At 41.4% G+C, this 21,995-nt stretch carries 20 protein-coding genes and 1 pseudogene; 1 reads left to right on the plus strand and 20 read right to left on the minus strand.

Going from position 1 to position 21,995, the window contains the following annotated elements; genetic code table 11:
• Window positions 1-82: 82 nt before the first annotated feature.
• The 11 genes and pseudogenes from B9G53_RS15930 to B9G53_RS15980 form a co-directional block, all read right to left on the minus strand.
• Window positions 83-1,657, minus strand: a complete 1,575-nt coding sequence (locus tag B9G53_RS15930) for a B12-binding domain-containing radical SAM protein (RefSeq protein ID WP_094534002.1) — start codon at window positions 1,655-1,657, stop codon at window positions 83-85.
• A gap of 66 nt (window positions 1,658-1,723) precedes the next feature.
• A complete protein-coding gene (locus tag B9G53_RS15935) occupies window positions 1,724-2,179 on the minus strand; it encodes a YlqD family protein (protein ID WP_094534004.1) in 456 nt (151 codons plus the stop codon).
• 109 nt (window positions 2,180-2,288) lie between these two features.
• Window positions 2,289-4,166, minus strand: coding sequence for a long-chain fatty acid--CoA ligase (locus tag B9G53_RS15940; protein ID WP_094534006.1), 1,878 nt, complete (start codon window positions 4,164-4,166; stop codon window positions 2,289-2,291).
• 108 nt (window positions 4,167-4,274) lie between these two features.
• Window positions 4,275-5,390: a hypothetical protein gene (locus tag B9G53_RS15945; RefSeq protein WP_141211799.1), complete on the minus strand. Its 1,116-nt coding sequence runs from the start codon at window positions 5,388-5,390 to the stop codon at window positions 4,275-4,277.
• A 138-nt stretch (window positions 5,391-5,528) separates the two neighbouring features.
• A complete protein-coding gene (locus B9G53_RS15950) occupies window positions 5,529-6,299 on the minus strand; it encodes a Uma2 family endonuclease (protein ID WP_094534010.1) in 771 nt (256 codons plus the stop codon).
• 109 nt (window positions 6,300-6,408) lie between these two features.
• Window positions 6,409-6,633, minus strand: a complete 225-nt coding sequence (locus tag B9G53_RS15955) for an RNA chaperone Hfq (protein ID WP_094534012.1) — start codon at window positions 6,631-6,633, stop codon at window positions 6,409-6,411.
• A 331-nt stretch (window positions 6,634-6,964) separates the two neighbouring features.
• Window positions 6,965-7,489 (minus strand): hypothetical protein, encoded by a 525-nt coding sequence (locus tag B9G53_RS15960; RefSeq protein WP_094534014.1) that lies wholly within the window; start codon window positions 7,487-7,489, stop codon window positions 6,965-6,967.
• A 527-nt stretch (window positions 7,490-8,016) separates the two neighbouring features.
• The gene (gene sfsA / locus B9G53_RS15965) at window positions 8,017-8,733 is read right to left on the minus strand and encodes a DNA/RNA nuclease SfsA (protein WP_094534015.1); all 717 of its coding nucleotides are present in this window, start codon (window positions 8,731-8,733) and stop codon (window positions 8,017-8,019) included.
• Window positions 8,734-8,808: 75 nt separating this feature from the next.
• Window positions 8,809-9,006 (minus strand): annotated as a pseudogene (locus tag B9G53_RS15970) (DNA-binding protein).
• A 107-nt stretch (window positions 9,007-9,113) separates the two neighbouring features.
• Window positions 9,114-9,368, minus strand: a complete 255-nt coding sequence (locus B9G53_RS15975; protein ID WP_094534017.1) for a hypothetical protein — start codon at window positions 9,366-9,368, stop codon at window positions 9,114-9,116.
• Complete coding sequence (locus B9G53_RS15980; RefSeq protein ID WP_094534019.1) at window positions 9,355-9,627, minus strand: BrnT family toxin; 273 nt, start codon at window positions 9,625-9,627, stop codon at window positions 9,355-9,357. The genes B9G53_RS15975 and B9G53_RS15980 overlap by 14 nt, the downstream gene beginning before the upstream one ends.
• Before the next feature lie 223 nt (window positions 9,628-9,850).
• Between B9G53_RS15980 and B9G53_RS15985 the strand changes: the two genes are divergently transcribed.
• Window positions 9,851-10,663, plus strand: coding sequence for a cupin domain-containing protein (locus B9G53_RS15985; RefSeq protein ID WP_094534021.1), 813 nt, complete (start codon window positions 9,851-9,853; stop codon window positions 10,661-10,663).
• 431 nt (window positions 10,664-11,094) lie between these two features.
• On the opposite strand, the gene B9G53_RS15990 is transcribed toward B9G53_RS15985, so the two are convergent.
• The 9 genes from B9G53_RS15990 to B9G53_RS16030 all read right to left on the minus strand — a co-directional run bounded on the left by B9G53_RS15990 (window position 11,095) and on the right by B9G53_RS16030 (window position 21,953).
• Window positions 11,095-13,086, minus strand: a complete 1,992-nt coding sequence (locus tag B9G53_RS15990; protein ID WP_094534023.1) for a RecQ family ATP-dependent DNA helicase — start codon at window positions 13,084-13,086, stop codon at window positions 11,095-11,097.
• A complete protein-coding gene (locus tag B9G53_RS15995; protein WP_094534025.1) occupies window positions 13,076-14,047 on the minus strand; it encodes a hypothetical protein in 972 nt (323 codons plus the stop codon). Before B9G53_RS15995 ends, B9G53_RS15990 begins: the two co-directional genes overlap by 11 nt.
• A 99-nt stretch (window positions 14,048-14,146) precedes the next feature.
• Entirely contained in the window at window positions 14,147-14,335 is a 189-nt protein-coding gene (locus B9G53_RS27480; protein ID WP_176453241.1) for a hypothetical protein, read from the minus strand.
• Entirely contained in the window at window positions 14,332-14,553 is a 222-nt protein-coding gene (locus B9G53_RS16005; RefSeq protein ID WP_094534027.1) for a hypothetical protein, read from the minus strand. Before B9G53_RS16005 ends, B9G53_RS27480 begins: the two co-directional genes overlap by 4 nt.
• 72 nt (window positions 14,554-14,625) lie before the next feature.
• On the minus strand, window positions 14,626-18,150 hold the full coding sequence (nrdJ, locus tag B9G53_RS16010; RefSeq protein ID WP_094534028.1) for a ribonucleoside-triphosphate reductase, adenosylcobalamin-dependent: 3,525 nt from the start codon (window positions 18,148-18,150) through the stop codon (window positions 14,626-14,628).
• Between the two features lie 122 nt (window positions 18,151-18,272).
• Window positions 18,273-18,812: a pyridoxamine 5'-phosphate oxidase family protein gene (locus B9G53_RS16015; protein ID WP_094534157.1), complete on the minus strand. Its 540-nt coding sequence runs from the start codon at window positions 18,810-18,812 to the stop codon at window positions 18,273-18,275.
• An 87-nt stretch (window positions 18,813-18,899) separates the two neighbouring features.
• Entirely contained in the window at window positions 18,900-19,658 is a 759-nt protein-coding gene (locus tag B9G53_RS16020; protein WP_176453242.1) for a GDSL-type esterase/lipase family protein, read from the minus strand.
• Between the two features lie 75 nt (window positions 19,659-19,733).
• Window positions 19,734-20,903 carry a pyridoxal phosphate-dependent aminotransferase gene (locus tag B9G53_RS16025; protein ID WP_094534032.1) on the minus strand — a complete coding sequence of 390 codons (1,170 nt, stop codon included), beginning with the start codon at window positions 20,901-20,903 and terminating at the stop codon, window positions 19,734-19,736.
• A 159-nt stretch (window positions 20,904-21,062) separates the two neighbouring features.
• On the minus strand, window positions 21,063-21,953 hold the full coding sequence (locus B9G53_RS16030) for an NAD(P)-dependent oxidoreductase (RefSeq protein ID WP_094534034.1): 891 nt from the start codon (window positions 21,951-21,953) through the stop codon (window positions 21,063-21,065).
• Window positions 21,954-21,995 lie beyond the last annotated feature (42 nt).

Below are 21,995 nucleotides of genomic sequence, written 5' to 3' on the forward strand. Positions count from 1 at the left end.
TCCTAAATACAGCGCTTTATTAAAACCAAACTCAAGAAATTTATTATTCAAAGGCTGGCTTGGCCAGCCTTTGAATAATAAATTAAGCTGCGATCGCTGATTTCTGTTCTAATTTCTGAATGCGTTCTTCTTCTTTCCAATAAGCAGCTAGCTGCGATTCAATTTCACGACGTACAATGTCGCGGTACTCCATGAAGTGTTCATTGTGAGCGCAGACGATTAGGTAATGTTCCCATACCGCAGGATTTCGCTTGATCATGCTAAACAGATGATGCCAGAACTTCCAGCGGGTGTTGCGCTTGATCCCTTGTCGCCAGACGATAATTGCTAGAGCTTTAAGATCAGTTAGCGTTGGCAGTTTTGCCTCTGCTTTGATTCTGGGTGCGCCAAGTTTCAAGAAGTAGCTGTAAACGCGATCAAGATAGGCGTGAGGTTCATACAAAGCGCAGAAAGCTTCCACATATTCGCGGGCAATCTCTTCGACTGGGCGCGTTGGCTCGAAATTCATCAGGGTTGTTTGGTTCAAGTTCCCATTTTGAGTTCGCAAACGACCTTCTTTTTCGAGGCGATGCCAGAGAGCAGTATGGGGCAATGCTTGCAACATTGCGAATGTTGTTGTAGGTATGCCTGTTAGCTCGGCAAATCGGACAATGCGATCGCCTGCTCCTTTTTTCTCCCCATCAAAGCCGATGATGAACCCTGCCATGACGCGAATCCCTGTTTTGGTGATGGCTTCAACGGAATCCAGTAACGATGATCTGGTATTTTGAAACTTCTTGGTCATCTGTAAGCTATCTTCATCAGGGGTTTCAATACCAAGGAACACCGCATCGAAATAACATTCCACCATCAGATCCATGAGTTCTTGATCGGCAGCTAAATCGATGGAAGCTTCAGTATTAAAGCGGAAGGGATAGCCATGCTCTTTTTGCCACTCCTTCAGTTCGAGCAGGAGCAAGCGAACATTGCGCTTATTACCGATGAAGTTGTCATCCACCATAAACACGCCCCGTCGCCAGCCGAGACTATATAAATAATCTAGTTCGGCTAATAACTGAGCAGGAGTCTTGGTGCGGGGTTTGCGTCCATACAGTACGATAATGTCGCAAAATTCGCATTGGAAGGGGCAGCCGCGAGAGAACTGCACCGACATCGAGTCGTAGGCATCAAATTCTAAAAGATCAAAGCGCGGTACGGGTGTGCTAGTGACATCGGGCTTTTCACTGGTGCGGAAAATACCACTGGTTTCACCCTTGGCGATCGCCTCGACAAACATGGGCAAAGTAATTTCGCCTTCATCCAAAATCAGGTAATCTACACCTGCGGCTTGAGGATCTTCGGGCATCGAAGTGGGATAGGGGCCACCGCAAGCAACTTTTTTACCGCGTTGTTTGGCTTCTTTAATCAGAGATAACAAATCATCTTTCTGAACAATCATCGCTGACAAAATCACCATATCCGCCCATTGCCACTCAGCCTCGGTAATTGAGCGCACATTGCGATCGACCAATTTGAAATTCCATTCTTGGGGCAAAATCGCCGCAACTGTAATCAAGCCTAGAGGCGGTAGTAACACTTTACGATTTACTAGCTCTAGGATTTTTTCATAAGACCAAAATGTTTTTGGAAAAAGTGGGTAAACCAGTAGAACGTTCATGCCTTTTTTTAGGTAAGTGGGCGGATAATCTTAATCGCATCCCCCAAAGGGGGTTGCGATTAAAATTTAGACAGCGGGGAAACCTGTACGGATATCTTCGATGATGCCATCACGGAGAACAATTTCTACACGCATTTGAGCAATTAAATTGTCCCCCTTGCCAGCAGGGAAATAGCTATCAAGTTGCCCTTGAGAAACTTCTTGTTCAAGTTCCAGATTTTGAACTTGGGTTAATTGCGTGAGTAATTGATTCTTTTGGTCTAGCAATTCGGCTTTAACCCGATTCATTTCCGCACGAATACCTTCGATCGCATTGGAAACTTCGGCAGAAAATGGTTTGATGCTTTGACGCTCAATTTCATTGATTTGACGTGAGCCTTGAGCATCGACTTGCTGCACTTGTGCATCAAGTTGAGCAATTTGTTGTTGCAGTTGTTGCTGCATTTCCTCTTTCCAGCGCTGCGTCACAATGACTTGAATATTGGCGGTACGACGCAATAAGAGCTGATTAGAAAAATCCATCGAATTCACACTTATCTCCAAATTTAGTAGTTTTTAATGTGAGAGCGGCAAAGCCGCTCTCACATTATGAAGTAGTTTTTAATGTGAAAGCGGCGCAGCCGCTTTCACATTATGAAGTAAACATTTTGACAATAATATCTTGATAACGCTCAAATACGATGTTACGTCGGATCTTGAATGTTTGCGTTAGGAACCCATTATCGATGGTAAAGGGTTCAGGTAAAAACTCAAAAATGCCGATGCGATCGTTAATGCTATAGCCTGGACGGTTTTGGACTTCGCGATTTAGTTCGTCACGGTAAAGATTCCGAATTTTTGCATGATTCAACTCAGGCAAAATATCAGCAAGAGTTGAGTCAGAAGGAATCAATCCTGCGGCTTCTAGAGCTGAGAGATTGGGAACGATCAAAACTCCTAGCTGCTTTTGGTCTTGACCCACTAGTACTACCTGATCGATATAGGGACTACGAATGCAAGCATCTTCAATGGGCTGAGGTTCAATGTTTTCGCCATTGGTCAAGACGATCGTATCTTTTGCCCGACCTGTGATTACCAAGTCATCCCATTTGCTGACATAGCCTAAATCGCCTGTGTCAAACCAGCCCTGAGGATCGATCGCCTTAGCCGTGGCTTCAGGGTTTTTATAATAGCCTTGCATTACTTGCGGCCCCCGAATTAGCACTAAGCCCTGTTGTCCCACTGGTACGTCGGCTCTGGTAGACATATCGACAATGCGAGTTTCCGTATTCGGAAATGGCTGTCCATCACCACCACGAATATTGCGATTTGGGCGGCGCACATGGGTAATTGGGGAGGTTTCAGTCAAGCCATAGCCACCTAAGATCTCGATACCAACAATTTCATAGAAGTCTTCAAGGTGTTCGGCGATCGAGCCACCACCACTGACGATATATTTGAAATTGCCACCCGTTGCTTCGCGGACTTTTTGATAAACCAATTTATCTCCAAGCTTGTGAACAGCCCATAGTCCAATCACTGAAGGCAAGGCAAGCAATTTCTCGACTAGGGAAGGATAGAGATTTTCTACATTTAATCCTTGGAAAATGCGCTTAGCGACAATATATTTCTGACTAGCATTGAAGAAAAATTTGACTAGCCCCTGCTTATTTGCAGGTTGTTCGCGAAAGTTTTTCTGCACACCTTCATAGATCGATTCCCACAGACGCGGTACGGCAACCATGTAATGGGGTTTATGTTCCTTGAGATCTTTTTTGATGGTGCGGAGATTGGTGTAAATCTGAGTGCAACCTTGGGAAAAGATGAAATATTCAAAGGTGCGCTCGTAGGAATGCCATGTGGGCAAGATGCTCAGAACTTTTTCGCCTACTTGCAGTTGCAAAACTGATTGCGCCCCTTCGACTTCATACAAGAAATTTCCATGGGTAAGCATTACGCCCTTGGGACGAGCAGTTGTGCCTGATGTATAGATCAGTGTGGCAAGGGTATCGCGTTGAATTTGGGGATTGCCTAAATCTTTGCTACTGCCTTTTTCGAGTAATTGCTGGAAGTTATAAGCACCTTCGGGTGGCGTTTCGTCTGATAGCAAGATAATTTGCTTGACGGGTAATGTATGTAATTCAGGTTCTAGTTTTTTGAGGGTGGCAAGATTTTCGACGACGATCGCGACGCTATCACTATGCTCGATGATGTAGAGCAATTCGCTACGTTCAGCTTGAGAGCTACGGGTGGCATTGGCTGCGCCGATCGCTAAAATTCCTTGGTCAGCAATTAACCATCGTGGTGAGTTATCAGCAATTAGAGCTACCTTTTCTCCAAATTGGATGCCTAGCGAACGCAAGCCTGCCCCAAAAGCATTAATTTGCTCAAATGTATCTTTATAGGAGACTCTGACAGGCGGTTTTGCATGGGGATCGTGGAGAGCGATCGTATCAGGATGATTTTTTGCGCCTTGCTCCCATAGTTGCCAGAGGCTAGAGGCTTGCGAAATAGGAAAAGATGTAGCCATAAAAGGAATGATCTCACTAATGTTTAATTATTTTTGATTACTAGAGTTTATAGTCAAAAATAAGCATTAACTTAATAATTGTATGATGCCTAAAATCATTGAAAATAATCAATGGTTCTCATTGGGTTTCTCATAGATTTCTTTTAGCAACCCTTTTTGATTACGACCACTTTTAGTTTTGCCCCCAATCACTAGCAGCCATAATTCTGTAAACTGCCATTTGTATATTGGCATAGGATGTGCCGTCAAATTTCGTAATTTAGCGATTTGGTCAATTTTACTGGCTGCTTTTTGATTGCCTAAGAGCCAACTAGAAACAGGGTGATTCCACTGTTCCAAGAATTCATTTACTAATTGGCGATCGCTAGTTGATATTTTCTGATCATTAATTTTGTGATAGTAAAGGCGATCGCGATCGACATTAGATAAACTATCTCTATTTAATATTTCATCACTAAAAGTATCCCATTCCTTAGCAATCAGATAGGGCAAACTACCAATGGTATATCTGCCTCTATTTTTGAGGATCACTCCCGCAATCACAAAATCTCTTTGCATCGGATTTTGCTTGCAAAGAAAGTGATAGAAACTCTTATAAAAAGAATGCACAATTTCTCTCTCGACCACACTAGCTATATATAAACAGGAGGGTTTGTAGTCTGAAAAATCCTCTGTAAAAATGTCTGACTCAACTAAATATTTATGTTTATAGGCACTAAATAAATCATTTTTGCTAGATATTTCCAACTCTTGCCAAGCCTTTACTCCCAGCCTTTTGATTAGTTTTGTCTCAGTCTCTCGCTCATCATAATTAAAGGTAGGAATATTTTGGCGATCGGATAAAGTTTTGATTTGATCTCTCAGTTGTAAGATTTCACCTCTTTCCTCGTCCGACAGATTAGCTTTTTCCTTAAAAATGGCAATCTCTGCATTAAGCAGACGAATTTCTTCATCTTTATCTTTAAGCAGCTTGTATTTTTCAGCAAGATCGAGCGCGTTTACAGCAGCTTTGATTAAGTTGTAATAGTTATTTTTTAAAATATCGACTTCCTGCGAAGTCGCCCGACTTTTACCGCGCAAAGCTGTTTTCTGCCCTTGCCTGACAGCTAAGATTTCGCCTTCATGATTGCGGATGCGTAATTCTTTACTCTCCCCTCGCTCATCGGAAAGCACCACAACCATGCATTCATACTTACGCTGACTGTAATAAAATTCCGCTTTCATGATTAATTAGATTTCTGATTCAGCATGGCGGCGCTTTGCGCTCAAATCCAAACCAAGAGATTTTTAAAAGTGTTGCAAAGCAACACTTTTAAAAATCTCTTGAGGTTTGTTTGATCGGTATTTGCTGTAGATTTCCACTTAGGGCAATTCATCGGGGTTGATTCCTTGCGATCGCAAATAATTAGCTAACTTTTCAGCCCGTTCATTTGCCTGCTCAGCACGTAAACGCTCCTGCTCGGCAATTTGTCGCTCCTGTGCAACTAGCTCCACAGCCCAAGGCAAAATATTACCTAGCTCATCCCACCAGCGTAACCAATAGCCATCACGTTGTTCTTTAGACCCCTGCCATACGCCCAAATACAACTTCATCGCCTCGATCCAGAAATGCCCTTCCGCGTTTGGTTGAGCGAGTTCATAGCGATCGCCTTGCAGATAGTAGACCTCTAGCACACCTGTAACTGGCTCAAAAATCACATATACAGGCACATGCAAAATCTGCTCATAAAAAAACCATTTACCAAGGGGGAAAGTCCGCTTTACTGAATATTCGCCACCATCGCTATGGGACAAAAATTCCATAACTACAGTCGGTGTCGCCCCTTCAAGTGTGGGTGTATAACTACGGCGATCGCGAATCACCTCATACTTTTGAACATCCGCGACATACAACCAATCAGGAGCCTTGATCGCGATCGTATCGTTGACCGTAGCGCATAGCCCAAAATTAGACGAAATCAACATCTCAGGTTGAATAAAACCTACCAGTTCTAGGCTTTCGCGCAACGCACCTGCCAAAAGCGGTTGCCCTTCATTTTCCACAGGTTCTTCCTCTAAAGGCAGATCATCTGGCAATTTTTCCCACTTAATCACGAGGGGAGATTTGACAATAGAAGATGGTGTCGAAACCATATATCCTCCAAAAATTCTAGTCAGTTAGTACACACGCGGTGCGTGTGTACTAACTGGTTAGCCAATAGAACCATCGCAGAGATTTCAAAAGTTAATTAGCCTTTGATAATTAGCCTTTGATAAAGGCGATCGCATGTTGCCAAATCACGATCTTATGTCCCGATGCATCCATGCAAAGGCATTGATCATCAATCCAGACAATTTTGCCGCGTAGTTGATCGCCTGTAACCAGTTTAATTTCCACTTCGTTTTTGTCGCGAATAATGGCATGAATGCGACGAATACTGGGCAAAGCGGTATTGAGTCCGATCTTAGTTGCTGTTGGTGCGCTCATCGTCTTACCTAGGACAGTTTTACGAATATTATCATTTTAATTTGTAGGACTTACGCCAAATAAAAAACCAGTTTTTTGTAGCGCGGCTTCGCCACGCCACAAAAAAAACGGTTCTTTGTAGAAAAGACTAAGCAATGTCGCTACTCTATAGCAACGCAAGAGCTAGCTAGAACAAATCAAAACCAAAAAGATGAGTGGCGGCGCTTCGCGCCGCCACTCATCTTTTTGGTTTTATGTCCTAAGCAAAACTTACATTGCTATATAAAAATAAAAGCAGCCCCAAAGGCTGCCTTTACTGATTTTTGTTGGGACATGATAGGAACTGCCTTTACTAGAATCGTAAGCCCAAACCAGTTTGTAAAGAAGTTGCTGATGTCCCTGGAGAATTGCGATAGGCATCAAAAGCGAAGATCACATTACCAAATAGGACAAGATTACTATTAGGTACTGTGTAATCAATACCAGGCTGGATCACAAAGCTATTTCTGTTGCCTACTGGAGTTGTATCAACGGTATTAGAAAGCGCTACACCAGCACCAATATAAACATCAGTATCAAAGTTTAATGGCACATCAAAGGAAACAGTTGGCACAACTGCGGTGCTATTACCAATCAAAATTTGGGTTCTGACGGAAACAGGGAATTCTAGAAACTTATAACGAGCTGCAATTAGCCCAGAGGTGCGCGAGCTTTCACCTGCACTACTATTGCCACTGGTAAAGCCAAAGCTAGCACCTGCACCTACGTAGCTACCATAAGCAGGCTGGGCTTGAGCTGAAGGAGCCGCGATCGCTGTCAAGCAACCCACGGCAGTCAAGCCAAGCAAAATTTTATTTAGGTTAATTAGATTTTTCACAGATATCACTTCCTTGTGTGAGAAACGATTTACTTAGTTTTTTTACTGATTTTGAATTTTTGTTTACAAATGAGTCAGTAATCGCTTGTAAACGGCTTTAGTTTTCGGAGTAACCCCGTCAGGGAGACAGACTATCACAAGTTGGAGAGTTTGGCGAAAGAATTTACGATAAATTCCGACAAACTAAGTGGAGCATTTTGATCTCAACTTGGTTTGTCGGAAATATGGTTAAAATATCGCCCGACTGGAGATAGCAAAAATGCAAATAAGGTTGTATGGTTAAAGATCTATCTGGTGGCATCTGCTACAGATCAAAAACTTCGCTATACAAAACTTGTCTCTTGACCTATGGCAGAACTCGCAGTTTGTTTTGTTTTGAGTCTTGGTGTCCCTTACACGTTCTGGAAAATCGTTAAACCTTTTACAGATATGTAACGACTTAACTCAAAAAAGTAGAGGGGACGTAAAACGTCCCCTCTACTTTTTTGAATAATTTAGAGGTGCGCGGCGGAATCGCACAATCTAAATTATTCACTTAGCTCAGCTAAGCCAAGGTAAGTAATTTTTGGCGGCTCGATCGCAAATCGACAGGGCAACACCTTCACGCCTTTAGAGATCGCCTCTTTTAGAAGCCTTGCATATTCGGGATCAGCTTGCGCTCCTGCGGCAAAGCGATCGCAATCACCACGATTGATAAAAAAGATTAAAGCAGCAGATGTATCTTCTGTAAGTACCGACATTAACTCGCGAATATGCTTTTGCCCCCGCGTTGTCACCGTGTCAGGAAATAACGCCAAACTTCCCATGCACCAAGTTGTATTTTTAACTTCCACATAAGTTCTTTGAGAAGTATTTTCTCCATTAGTTAATAAGAAATCAATACGACTTTTTTCATTACCATAGGCTACTTCACCTTTGACATTGGTATACGGCTCTAATTCTGGTAATAAATGGCGATCGAGCATGTGACCAATTACGCGATTGGGAAGACTCGTATTTACTCCAATCCATTGTTCATTTAGATAGATAGCCTCCCAACTATAAGCCAATTTGCGCTTAGGACTAGGATGATAGGAAACTAAAACAGGACTTCCCAATTTGCATACGCCTGTCATTGGTCCTGTATTAGCACAGTGCGCGGTAATTACTTCACCATTCTCTAGTTCTATATCTGCAAAAAAACGTTTGTAGCGGCTGACCAGACGACCTGTGATTAGATCAGAGTAAGTGTAGACTTGTGACATTTTAAGTTTAATATGGACAGCGCAAAGCGTTGCTCATATTACCATGAAGGGAAAGTCACATTGTGAGATAACGAATCATGCTAAACGACGGTAGAGTTCGGCATTCTTTTGCAATACATAGCTTACGGCTTCGCTAAACTATTTCTTGGGGCTAGACAACCAATCTTCTATGCTTGCTTGTAATAGAGCTTCAGGAGATACTTGACTTTCTTGAGCTAATTTTTGTATTTTTTGAAGTTGCTCGTCTGGAAGATTAATAGTAATAGAAGCCATTAAAAACCTCTTAAATGTTGCAATTGAGTAAGATTATAACCTTGCGATCGTCTAGTCTCTGATTTGCAATGCGAGATCGCCCAATAAATCAAAATATCGCTACCACACTACAGATTATTTTCCTGAGTGTTAGACAATGTTGTATTCATAGGGGATTGGTTCTGTTGCGTCACTCTAATTAGGAATCTTAGGGCTTCATTAACTGCATCGGCACTAGGAAATATTGCGGCAACATCAGGTTCTAGACGCACAGTTGAACCGCCAAAGCTCTTACGTCCTGAGCCTAGTTTTCTGACACGCAGACTTTTGAGGTCATATTCGGGTCTAAGGTCGTCTTCTAGTTCTAATTCAGCCTTCTTCATATGCTTCACGCTCCGATTTTGTAACTTCTCTGGCACTGATGATCCGAATTGATTCTCTTCTCTCTGTATAGGAAACAATTAACAATCGTCCTCGATTTGATTCGCCGACAATTAGGTAACGTTCTTCGTCTTCTGAGTGGTCTAGATCATAGAAATCAACATACATCGGATCGTCAAAGATGGTTTTAGCTTCGGCAAAGGAAACTCCATGCTTTGCCAAGTTTTTGACTGCTTTGTTTTCGTCCCACTCATATTTCATCAGTTTATTTTAACAAGTATTGAAAGCGATCGCCTATTCTCTAAGTTGCAATGCGATTTATACCTATGCCAACTTGAAATAGCATGACTCGCACCTCTGTTTTTACTTTTTGAATATAAAAAATACAAATTATTCTGTAGCAATTCGGTCAAATAAATCAGTAGGCTTCATGATATTTTCTGAATTATCTATTTTATTTCAACATGTGAAAGAGTGAGCAGTGATGAGACTATTTAGAATTCCCCTTTTGGCAATGGGGCTGTTTTTTTCAGTTAGCTTTAATCTTCATGCAAACACCGTCCTCGCAGACAATATACACAGTTCTGCGATCGCTCTCCGTGACAAAAAATCGGCTTTGAGCAAATCAACTACTATCGATCTCAAGGAACTCATCGCCGATCCTAAAAAATACGATTTTTTTACCTTCAGACCCAATCTAGAGAAACTTATTCTATCTGGTGCGGCAGACACTCAGCATATCAGTATCCTTTGGTACACAATTCCTAATGGAAGTGTCGGACTCCATTATCATTCGATGACTGAATCTGTCTATACAATTGATGGTACACAAACCGATGCTAAGGGAGTTTATCCCACAGGTTCTCTTTATTTTAATCCGCCTGAAAGTGGTCACAAAATCACAAATAGTACTGGATTCTTTATCCTTGCCTATGCATCACCACCTGACTTCTCTAATACAGATAAAATCAAGCCATATACTCCCGTGCAAATCAATACTGCTGACCCCGATCTAGAGAAGAATTATACATTTACCTATTCCCAAGCAGGTGTTAAAGTATATGACGTTCCTCTAGATCCCAAGGGTGGAATGAGTTCTAAGATTATTAAAAGTACTTCCTTGATAAGATATAAGTACTTAGGGAATTACCTGCTTGTCCTCAAAGGAAGCTGCAATATCAACGGTAAGGTTTTTGATAAGGATATGTTGGTAGTTGCGAAAACAATTGAAACTCAATCCTACAGTCTTAGTGCTACCGCAGGTGATTCTTGCTTGGCTCTAGGGCTTTCTTTCTAAATATCAAAGCATCTTACAATTGTGGAGAGATGTTTGGGCGATCGCCTATTCTCTGATTTGCAATGCGATCGCCTGATAAATTATTAATGTGATTAGCGATCGCTAAGTTTTTTCAATAATGCACCGAACTTCTGCAACTTCAATCTCATCCCAAAGTTCAGAGATTGGGTGAGTTCTCCCGTTCATAGCATCATCTCATCCACGCTGAAAGCATTCCACCGCAGTGTCTAGCTTCTGTTCTTGGCTTGCAGTTATTTCTTGATTTAATAAGTCTCTCAGTTTTATTTTCTCTTGTAGATCCAAAAATTGCATCATATCAATGAGCGATTTAAAAGGTAGAGATAAATTTACGGTTACTGGGTTTGTCTGCATATTAGAAAGTTTTTACTCTTGGTATATCTGTTTAAAACTGATGCGTTAAACCTCAATTGTTATTCCATTTTGATTTTTTTAATTAATTCGTTTACTTGATTACTTAAAACTGCACTTTCCTTAGTAATTATTACTTGATCGTAAACTCCAAGATTTTTGTATATATTTTGCTTTACCGCCCAACTGACTTCATATTTCTCACTTCCTAGAAGCCCAAGATGCTCCCAATACCATATCTTACCTTTATGTCTTATCGTAAAGTCTGGCTCTTTCCATTGAGTCTCATTGTAATAAAGTTTCTCTTCATATTGAAAGTCAATATTTGAACGATGAAGAATATTAGCAATTATTACTTCGGATTTTGAACGAACCCAGACCCCACTTTCGGTTTTATGTATTTTGTCTAATTGATGCTTGCTTACACCTAAATATTTACCGATTTCTTGATGCATCGATTTTGAACCATCAAAGTTATTAAAAATATAAACAAGATAGTCTAGAAGATTATGCTTATATTCTCTCTTATTTCTAATTTCATCATTAATTGATAAAAGTTCTTGGTTATCTAGTTCTTGTTTCTTAGCTTCAATGATTAAACATTTATCAAGATTTCTACTTAACGTTGCTTCATCATCAACCAAAGCTTTATAAGTTATATTAAAAAAATCTTTACAATCTAATTCTGAAAAATTCGGCTTTAGCAGGATAGGAATAACCATACCTGTTCTTGAGGAATCAATTATTGTTTTTAGAAGATTGTTTGAATTTCTTCTAAAAACTTGTAAATTTGTAAATCCCTTCCCTTCTATCGTGATTGCTGCACAATTCAAAAAATATGGTAGAGCGGATTGCAAATCTTCTTCTGCAAAATATTGCAAAGTCTTTTTGCCAACTTCATTGTTTGTTGCTTTTCTGAATAAGTCTTTTACTTCCTGTTCATTCTTCGGAAATGATTTATCAATAAAATGAGTCTTTCTTACTTGAATATTCTTATCAGAGTAAAGCATATAAGCAGTAGCGCCATTCCCATCTCTACCCCCTCTTCCTATTTCCTGATAATATTGCTCAATAGATTCGGGTAGCATGAAATGGATGACCACACGAATATTTGGAATATCAATACCCATGCCAAATGCATTGGTTGCAAAAACTAAATTAGTTGAACCTTCTCGAAATTCATTGATGACTTTCTTTCTTTCGTCACTACTCATATCCCCATGAAAATGTAGAGATTTTAGTCCTTTTTGATTCGCAACTTCACATAAGTCTTCTACACCACCTTTATGATATTTACGATATAGATAGACTAATATCTTTTCGTTGAGATGATTATCTATTATTGCCCAAAGTCTTTCTCTCTTTTCTTCTTCATTTGCTAGTTTCTCAATCTTTAAATCAATGTCAAATCTCAACAATACGTCATCTTTAAGAACCGAACGAGTTTCGATCTTAAAATCAGATGTAATATCAATTAATTCTTTTGGATTGATTGTTGCGGTTAATCCTAAAATTCTTGGAGATTCTTTTCCAAAGACTGAATTAAGAAAAGTTGGTATATGTTTATAAAATGGTCTGAAATCAAATCCCCACTGACTTATGCAATGAACTTCATCAATAACAACTAATTTGATTTTATGTTTTTGCAATGAAATACAATATTCAAAAAATCCATCTGTTGCCATTCTTTCTGGACTGGCAAAAATAAAGTCAAGACTGGATTCACCTCTGGCAAACTTTTTTAATTGTTTGATTTGCTCTGAAGAACCCATCCCGCTATGAATAGCCAAAACAGAAAAACCTTCATTTGTAAGTTTTTCTGCTTGTTCATCAATCAGTGCAATCAAAGGTGAAACGACTAAACAAGTTCCTTTTAATGCTTTTGCCGCAACCCAATAAATGAGAGATTTTCCTCCACCTGTAGGCATCACTGCTAATGTAGAGCCATTATTGACAACATGGTTAATTACTCTTTCTTGAAATGGATATAAAGCATATTTGCTTGCTAATGAAGGAAAATTCTCTTCAAAGATTTCTTTGGCGTTAATAGTCATAATGGTAATTATTTGATCTTTGTTTTAAGATATCTATCTCGGATTGATTAGTTCTTGCTACAAATGAAAGGAAAGAATCAACTGCAACAAATCTATGTTCATTCGGCAAAGTTATTCCATGTTCTGAGTAAAGTACTCTTAACTTCTTGAAAATTTGCAGGGCGTAGAAAGCAAATAAACTATATGGATAGAAGTAATTCTGTTGAGTGGTTCCTTCTTGTGTGTTTATCATAAGGAATTGAGAGTCCTCATGGCATCCAAATCTTTGTTTGTTACTTAAATAATATAAAGCCCAAATTGCTTCTCTACTTCTATTTGGAAACATCTCAGGGAAAAGTTTATAGATGAATTGGCTTTTAATGCCCCCACCAATAACGCCATATACTATATATTCGTCTTCATCAAGCTCATAATATTCTAAATCATCACAAGTATTAATTTCCTCAAATTTATCCTCCTCATACCAATCGTCATGCCATTCACAGGCTAATTCAACAATGTTAAAAGTTACTTTAAATAAGTCACCTGCTTGTGAATCCCTAAATGCTATTTTGAATTTTTCTAGTTCTTGCGCTGTACTATTTAATGTTCTGTTAATAATAGGAATCTGCTTTCTTAAAACTGTATTTTTGAAAGAATTCACATCATGCTTATACTCTTCAAGTGCTTCTAGGTTAAGCTTCTCTTGATATGGTTGACGATCTTTTTCATAATTGACTATCGATTCTCTCAGAAGCCTTCTTAAAATTTCTGTGGCATTTCTTGGTCTGCTGTTAGGGATAGATGTAGAACCAAAACTTGCAGCAAGTCTTTCAATATCACTTTCCGATATTGCCTGTCCGCTTTCTGTATCAATATATTTTTGAAAATAGGTTGGTATAAATTTCTGCATCTCATTCCATACTTTTTCTATATGGTCTTGATCCCAGCATATCTCTTCAATGTTATTTGGATAATACATATAAATTTATTGGATGAAATTAAGTTGTCTTAAAATTATATAATATTTTGCAAAAAAAATATAGCGCTTCGTTTAAGATTGATCGCGCAACTGCCGAGCCTAGGTCAAACTATCCTTATCCTTAATATCAGTACGATTCTCCCACACACCAATCAACCCAGAATTCAGTAATTGCCGCGCAGTAAAAGTTTTGCTAGACTCAGGCAAACGTGGTCTTAGCTGTGGATTCTTGCGAATTAGCTTTTTAAAAGCCCTCAACGATTTAGATGTCCAATTAATATTTCTCAACGATCTAGCTCCGCTAAAAAGTCATCAACAGAACCACTTTTAAATTTACCTTCCATAAATTCTTGCCTCACTTCTTGTACTTCCTGCACAATTTGATGACGTTGACGCAGTTTCAATCGATTATGCAAAACATCTAGCAATGCTAATTGATCGTCTAAAGACAAAGATTCTATAGCGTTTAATGCTTCTTGAAATCCTGATATTTGTTGGGAGAGCATATAAGTGTTTACTACAAGTTTTGATCGCTATTGTAGCAACACCTATATGCCCTATATGTTATTTGCTGCGATTTATGGCTTCTGCTCAGGGAACATACACTTATCAGAATCGCAACCCGCAGGGCCCGCATCCATCAACTCACCCGAATCATAACGCAACAAACTCGCGTAAAAATCATCAGACTTGCGACGTTCTAGCACCTCAGCACTAAGCTTCTCATAAGTCGCCTTATCAATTGGCTCAAATGGCAATCGAGGGAAAGTTTGCAGGTCATCAAAACGCGCCAACAGCGCCGCCGAGATATAACCCTCATCATCACGAATCGCTTCGTAAATCTTCTTCCCTAAAGGCTCGATTTCCGCCTCACGCAATTCTAAAGTTGCGGAAGTATTATGACGGGTGTAATGCTTCTGCACCTGCATATAGAAATCAAACTGAGCCATTACATCAAACTTGCTGATGTCTACCTTGTCCGCACCGTCAAGGTCAGCCCAAGAAACGCTCACAGGAATCTCCACCAGCCATTCCGTACATCTCGGATCGAAGGGATCATTTAGCAATTGTCCATTCTCATCCTTATCCGATTGCGAAGGAATGATGCTATAGCCATAGTCCATGCAAGCCCGTGCCACAGGATCTTCCTTACGGAAAGTAATCCGACGGATAAAGCGCTGCGCCTTCGGTGGATGCCATCCTGGGGAAGCACCTGTTAGCAAAGATTTCGTGCCTGCGGGTTGTGTTGTCGTGCAACGATTCGGGCGGCGTAAGCCATGCGCGTCGCAATATTCCCAAACCGTCTGATGTACAATCTCACGCCAGCGATTGAGATAATCAGCTTCCTTCTCTTTGAAGTCTAGCCCCTGCACAGTATCAGGACGACCTGCTTCAAACCAGCGCAACCATTCCACACCAAAGGCATGAACGAAGAAGTCAAATAGACCTGTGAAGGATACGCCCACAATTGGGTCAACTTCACGGCTAAATTGATAGCGTTTCTCGATAAATTGATGATTAAGAAGTGATGCAACTGATAAAGCACCTGCCTTAAAGGCAGCTTCTTGTTCTTTTTCATCCTTAGGATTAATCAGATTAAGATGCACCTCTGAGAGATTACAGTGGAAATCTGCCCCCAAAATTTCACCACATGGATTCAGGGCATAACGCTGTAGTCTATGCTCTAACTCACGTTCAGTGACTTCAGGTTGATGCGATCGCAACCATTCTTTTCCTTCTCCTTTCACATAAGCAGCAAGGAAATCACGCTTGAGTTCGGTCGTTGTAATCAAGTCTGCATTAGAACGCGCGATCGCTTCACCTGCCCATTGAATTGCACCTTCACCCGAATAATATTGCTTACGAACTGCATCAACACATTCCTGCTCAGTCGGCTTGCGATGGAATACCCTTGTGTGGTTCGCCATTCTCAAAGCATCACGCTCAGGATCAATTCTCCAATTACCAGCTTCATCCTGCTGCCAGAGATTATCTTTTGCGACGGAGCCTAAAGCATCTTCAGAGGAGAACTGGCGCATACCTGCTGAGTTGTGCATCAGATAGCCATCACAGTAGAAGCAATGAGCTTCTTCCACTTCGATGTCGTAGGTTTGCACATAGTCCTGACTACCTAAACCTTTGACGCTTACAGGGATATCCATGCTTACATCAGATTCGACAATATAGCGCTCGTAGTTGGAATTGACTGAGCGAGAGCCTTGGAATCCCATATCACGCATTTCACTGTAGCTATATACTTCACGCATCATCTCGGCGGCGATCGTAAAGCCATACATCTTCAGTCCTTGACGGATTTCGCCCTTAACTGAATGCTGAGCAATGAGTGTGTTGTATCGTTCCTTGAGAGCAGGGATAGTGAGGTTGTATTTTGCTTGCCAGTTTTGTTCTTTAGGTCTAGTAATACTGATCCTGCCAGCAATCCCAAGACTTGAAAGAACAGCACTCACCTGTCTGACAAATTGACGGTAAACAGAGGTCACTAGATGTGGTGGACGATTATCAACTGCACCATCACTATCCATTAAACCTGCTAGGTAAGCAGAACGAACGTCTATAGATCCTTGCAAGATGAAAGATGGAACTTCTAAAACAGTGTTTGGTTGTTTAATATGCTTATAGAAGTATTCAGCTAGGCGAATTGAAGAACAGACTGTTTTTGCAGTGTTTTCTCCCTTGACGACACCGTGAGTAGCTGTCAAGCCAAACATTGCTAAAGCTTGATCCAGTTTGGCTTGAAGCTTTTGGCTAAGCTCAGGCTGGGTTGCATTCATAGCCCACTCTACTCGTCCATAGGGCTTGTCATGTTTATTTCGCCCTAAAGCTACATAGCCATCACCATGAGTGAATCCAATCAACCAAGCAACTTCAGGAGTTAATGCGGGAATAGTAATAGACTTTGCAGTGCGACTATGACTAGGACGTTGTTCAGTATCGTCTACTGGTAAATGGGTGACTGTTCCTGAAAGAATTTGAGTGCTGTGCATGAGGCGATCGCCTTCATCAAGTGCCGCCACATATTTCCAACGAATGCTACCCTTGGCATCAGACAAAACTGCTACTCGGTGGTTAATCGTTGCTCTAGGGAAAGTAGCATTGGTTTCAATTTCTTGAACTTCTTGCATTCCCTGATCAAATTTATTCAGGACTTTCCGAAATCCCAGAGGAGTTTGTACCAAATCGCCAACCTGCACATCTTTAATCGCAACTAATCCCTTGGATGTATGCACAAGAGCATCTTCAGGTAGACAACGACGTATGTTACCTGCCACGATGCAAACTGCGGCTTCATCGATGAGGATACAGCACTCAACCGAGGTGAGTTGACGACCGATAGCTTTATTTAAAATATTGGCACAGCGATCGTAGAGCGTGGGCAACTTGACAGGATTTGCCATACCGCCGAAACCTTTGAGGGCTTCACCACTGGGGCGTACATCGCTGATATCAACAGTGACTTGGACAGGCTTAGCTGCGTCAAAATTTTCATCGCTGCATAGCTCTAATAGCGATTGGTAGGACTTAACCCAACCTTGGCGACTATCGCCGACAACAAACTTGACCGCATTATTAGCATAGTCAAATTCGACTTCGGTATTGTGGCGGCGTTTTTCGACAGGGGTATCACCGATCGCACCAACGACATTTACTTGCAACTGGTTACGGATTACGGGCAGTTGGCTGATGTACTGCGGCTCTAATACGCCGCCAGTGCCAGATCCCTGCATAGCCAGATCCATCATCAAGCCAAAAGAGCGCCAGTCGATCACATTGGTGCTGGTGCAGTTGTAGGAGCCAGAGAAATTTTCGGGGCGATCGACCCATTCTGTACCACCGACCCACAGCCAACGTCCAGAGGTAAGGGACTTAAGCTGCTTTTGCATCTTGTCGATCAGGTCAGCTTGTTCTTGAGTCAACTTACCTAGCGTTTTTAAACCTGTAAGTGTGCGATCGCATACTTCAGCCCAGCTTTCGCGTTTGTTATTATATTTACGGCTATAAGTCCTGAAAAATACAGGATAAGCAGCAGGAGCGCTATCGGGGAATCTGACCTCTTTAGAGATCAGTTTGAGTTCTTGCACCATAAGAATGCTTTTATTTTAACGTTGAGTCAGATAATACCTTAACTCACATTTAGCGGTAAACGCTCAACAAAAATTATTCCTTACGCTATTAGTAGATTTTCGCTTACTTAAAGTTTGCATTGCTATAGAAGCTTGGTGGGTAAGCCATCAATGCTGTGCTGATTTTTTTCTTGCCAATAGGCATACACACCTTCCTCGCCTTTCTTCTCAGCCCATTCCTTTAAGACAGTGCGATCGCCTGAAAACTCATAAAAAGGCACAGCGAAGCCACAGGATGTTTGCACAGATTCCACTTTGACGCGCACAATTTGACGAGTACCAGCGATCGCAGGAAATAGCGATAAATATTCTTGCCATGCTGCATCTCTGGGACGGATTGGCTCACCTTGACCATAGAGGCGCAGAATGAGAGGCTTCTCGGTAAAGCTACAAAGCATGACAGTAATTCGGCTGTTTTCGAGGAGATGCGCGGCGGTTTCATTGCCGCTTCCTGTGAGATCAAGATAGGCGATTTCAGACTCGCTAATTACGCGCAAAGCATCCATTCCCTTGGGTGAGAGATTGATGCGTCCCTCATTGGGAGCGCTTGCCACAAAGAAAATATGCTGAGCTTCAATGAATGTTTGCAACTCGGTCGTAATGCGATCGTAAAATTTAGCCATCCGTTTAACTGTCCAATCCTCGTGAATTAATATAGCTGTCGCCAAGGACAAACCCAAGAATTGAGTGGCGGCGCGAAGCGCCGCCACTCAATTCTTGGCGACAGCTATATTTTTGTAATTTGTGAGTATTTTCAATAACTCTGCGTTAAGCATTATATAGCCTTGGTTATTGAGATGCAGAATGTCGCGGCTATAGATTGGGCGAACCTTGCCACTCTCATCTGCTAGAAGTGTTGCTGCGTCTAAGATAATAACGCGATCGCTTTTGAGTGATTTGATAAATTGATTAATCTCAATAATTGCGCGATCGGCTTCTTCTGGCCAATAGGCTCCCATTGATTGAGATAACTCACTTGTCGGAAAAATTGTAGTGAGAATGACAGTTGCTTTTAGTTCTTGGGTTAATCGATCAACAATTTTTTGAATATTTTGTTTGCAGTTATTGACTATATTCTGTGATTGATTGGGAAATGTGGCAAAATCTCTCAGGTCGTTCACACCGACTTGGACGACGACGATTTGAGGTGATAACGAGGCAACATGGGCTGATAGCCTACCCAGTACTTGATCAGTCGTTTGTCCATTGATGCCGCGATTGATAAATTCAAAGGGGATATTGGCGATCGCCGGCCAAGCCACTGCACGGGAGTCACCAAAAAATACGACTAAAGGTTTGTTTAGATCACGGTTTATAGGATGAGAAGGATACATGTTCAGTCCATAGGGATCGATTAGAGATTCAGTGATCGCCGATGGTTGATTATTGTTCTGCAACCAAAAAATTAGCCCCAAAGATCCACTGAGAAGGAGTAGCAAAATAGCTATAGCGAAGTATATTTTGTTCATCACTTTATTCTCCCAAAAAGAATTTTCCCAAAAAGAAAGCGGCGCGATGCGCCGCTTTCTTTTTGACATTTTGGATTAAAAATGTTTTTCCGCAAATTGACGAATGCGATCGCAACCTTCGCGAATTGTTTCTAAATTAGTCGCGTAGGATAGCCGAATGCAGTTATCTAGACCAAAAGCAATGCCCGGAATTACCGCTACTTTAAACTCTTCAAGTAGTTTGTCGCAAAACTCAAGAGAAGGCATTCCAAAGGACTTAATGCTAGGGAAGAGATAGAATGCCCCATCGGGTTTAGGACAAGTCAGCCCTGAGATGGAAGTTAACAGGTCATACATCACATCACGACGCTCAGCAAAGGCTTTCCGCATCGTTTCTACGCATTCTTGGGAATCATTGAGTGCTGTAACTGCACCATACTGAGCAAAGGTACAGATATTCGAGGTGCTATGCCCTTGGATCATCGTTGCGGCTTTGATGATTTCAGGTGAACCCGCCAAATAGCCAACCCGCCAACCTGTCATCGAGTAAGCTTTGGCAAAGCCGCTACTGATTAAGGTGCGATCGTACATTGCGGGACTTACTGAGGCAATACTGATATGGGTTGCGCCATCGTAGAGAATCTTCTCGTAAATCTCATCGGAAACAATATAAACGTGGGGATGTCGTTCCAAAACTTCAGCTAGAGCCTTGATTTCCGCAGGTGAATAGACCATCCCAGTGGGATTAGAAGGAGAATTGAGAACAAAAAGTTTGGTTTTGGGATTAATTGCCGCTTCTAATTGTTCAGGGGTGATTTTGTAGCCAGTTTCCTCAGTCGTAATTACAAATACTGGAGTTGCTTCGGCAAGTTTTGCCATTTCAGGATAGCTCACCCAAAACGGCACAGGAATAATCACCTCATCCCCATCATCAAGGATTGCCATCATCAAGTTATAAAGTGAGTGCTTCCCACCATTAGTAACGATGATTTGTTCAGGCTTATAGGTTACTTGATTATCGCGCAGGAGCTTGGCAGCGATCGCCTGTTTGAGTTCGGGTATACCTGCGGCGGCGGTATATCTTGTCTTACCTTGATCGAGCGCTAATTTTGCCGAAGCTTTGATATGGTCGGGTGTATCAAAGTCTGGTTCGCCAGCACTAAAGCTACAAACATCAATTCCACTAGCCTTCATTGCCTTAGCTTTTGCGTCGATCGCTAGAGTTAAGGAAGGCTGAATATTACGAAGTCGTTTTGCCAGTTGCATTTTTTCTGGAGGAGCGGAGGCATCTTTATGGGATTAGCTTCGCATTGTATCAAAGCATACTTGCTAGAGTTTGCAAGATTTTTAACAATTTAAGATTTAAACCCTATAAAGTAGTAAGGACGCAAAGCGCCGCCACTACTTTTAAGAGTACACACAGCCTTATTGATAAGCGCGAATCATCGCTTGTGTGCCTTGCTCTGCACCCAGTCCATCATCGAGCTGACTCACTTTTTGGAAATTTTGCATAGCCAAGGCGATCGCAGGTAAATCTACGGAAAAATTAAGATTTTGGCGATCGCTGATTTCTTGCACCAATCGTAAATCCTTGAGCATATGTTTGATCGCAAAACCCGCTTGATAATCACCTTTGGCAACTTTCATTCCTAGATTATTTAAAGCCCATGAGCCAGCCGCGCCACTACCGCAGACATCAACTACTAATTGAGGATCAACACCCATTTTCTCGGCAATCTGCATGGTTTCGCAGAGAGCAAGCATATACACAGATACAAGAGTTTGATTGCAAAGCTTGACGGCTTGACCACTACCGATCGCCCCGCAATGTTTGATATTGCTACCCATCGCTTCAAATAGTGGTAAACATTCTTGTAAATTTTCAGGATTACCTCCCACCATAAAAGTCAATGTGCCATTGCGTGCGCCCACATCACCACCCGAAACTGGTGCATCCAAAAATCTCAAACCATCATGCATTAAGGCATTACCAATATTTTTCGCCGCATCACTGCCGATGGTACTGGTATCGATAAATAGGGTGTTGGCTCTGGCAAAGTGCATGGCTCCCTGATCACCAATTAGTACCTCGGTGACATCAGGAACATCTCCTAAACAAGAAAAAACCACATCGGCAAAACTGACTGCATCTTCTAAGGACTTGGCTAATGTACCGCCTACACTTGTAAATGTAGAGATTGTGGGACGATCTTTAGTGCGATTCCAACCTAGTACTGAATACCCTCGTTTGACTAAGTTGGCAGCCATTGCACCACCCATTACGCCTAAACCTAGAAATGCAATCTTTTGAGTCATACCTAATAATTTATAAAGCTAATCGAGTCCTATAAATTTACT

The sequence above is a fragment of the Pseudanabaena sp. SR411 genome (assembly GCF_002251945.1).
Lineage (GTDB): Bacteria > Cyanobacteriota > Cyanobacteriia > Pseudanabaenales > Pseudanabaenaceae > Pseudanabaena.

Coding starts and splice junctions, on each gene's coding strand:
- B9G53_RS15950 (WP_094534010.1), bottom strand. CDS start 6,299: ATGGTTTCGACACCATCTTCTATTGTCAAATCTCCCCTCGTGATTAAG.
- B9G53_RS15975 (WP_094534017.1), bottom strand. CDS start 9,368: ATGAAGAAGGCTGAATTAGAACTAGAAGACGACCTTAGACCCGAATAT.
- B9G53_RS15930 (WP_094534002.1), bottom strand. CDS start 1,657: ATGAACGTTCTACTGGTTTACCCACTTTTTCCAAAAACATTTTGGTCT.
- nrdJ (WP_094534028.1), bottom strand. CDS start 18,150: ATGGTGCAAGAACTCAAACTGATCTCTAAAGAGGTCAGATTCCCCGAT.
- B9G53_RS15985 (WP_094534021.1), top strand. CDS start 9,851: ATGAGACTATTTAGAATTCCCCTTTTGGCAATGGGGCTGTTTTTTTCA.
- B9G53_RS15995 (WP_094534025.1), bottom strand. CDS start 14,047: ATGTATTATCCAAATAACATTGAAGAGATATGCTGGGATCAAGACCAT.
- B9G53_RS15935 (WP_094534004.1), bottom strand. CDS start 2,179: ATGGATTTTTCTAATCAGCTCTTATTGCGTCGTACCGCCAATATTCAA.
- B9G53_RS16030 (WP_094534034.1), bottom strand. CDS start 21,953: ATGACTCAAAAGATTGCATTTCTAGGTTTAGGCGTAATGGGTGGTGCA.
- B9G53_RS15980 (WP_094534019.1), bottom strand. CDS start 9,627: ATGAAATATGAGTGGGACGAAAACAAAGCAGTCAAAAACTTGGCAAAG.
- B9G53_RS16020 (WP_176453242.1), bottom strand. CDS start 19,658: ATGAACAAAATATACTTCGCTATAGCTATTTTGCTACTCCTTCTCAGT.
- B9G53_RS15940 (WP_094534006.1), bottom strand. CDS start 4,166: ATGGCTACATCTTTTCCTATTTCGCAAGCCTCTAGCCTCTGGCAACTA.
- B9G53_RS16005 (WP_094534027.1), bottom strand. CDS start 14,553: ATGCTCTCCCAACAAATATCAGGATTTCAAGAAGCATTAAACGCTATA.
- B9G53_RS16015 (WP_094534157.1), bottom strand. CDS start 18,812: ATGGCTAAATTTTACGATCGCATTACGACCGAGTTGCAAACATTCATT.
- B9G53_RS16025 (WP_094534032.1), bottom strand. CDS start 20,903: ATGCAACTGGCAAAACGACTTCGTAATATTCAGCCTTCCTTAACTCTA.
- B9G53_RS15955 (WP_094534012.1), bottom strand. CDS start 6,633: ATGAGCGCACCAACAGCAACTAAGATCGGACTCAATACCGCTTTGCCC.
- B9G53_RS15945 (WP_141211799.1), bottom strand. CDS start 5,390: ATGAAAGCGGAATTTTATTACAGTCAGCGTAAGTATGAATGCATGGTT.
- B9G53_RS15990 (WP_094534023.1), bottom strand. CDS start 13,086: ATGACTATTAACGCCAAAGAAATCTTTGAAGAGAATTTTCCTTCATTA.
- sfsA (WP_094534015.1), bottom strand. CDS start 8,733: ATGTCACAAGTCTACACTTACTCTGATCTAATCACAGGTCGTCTGGTC.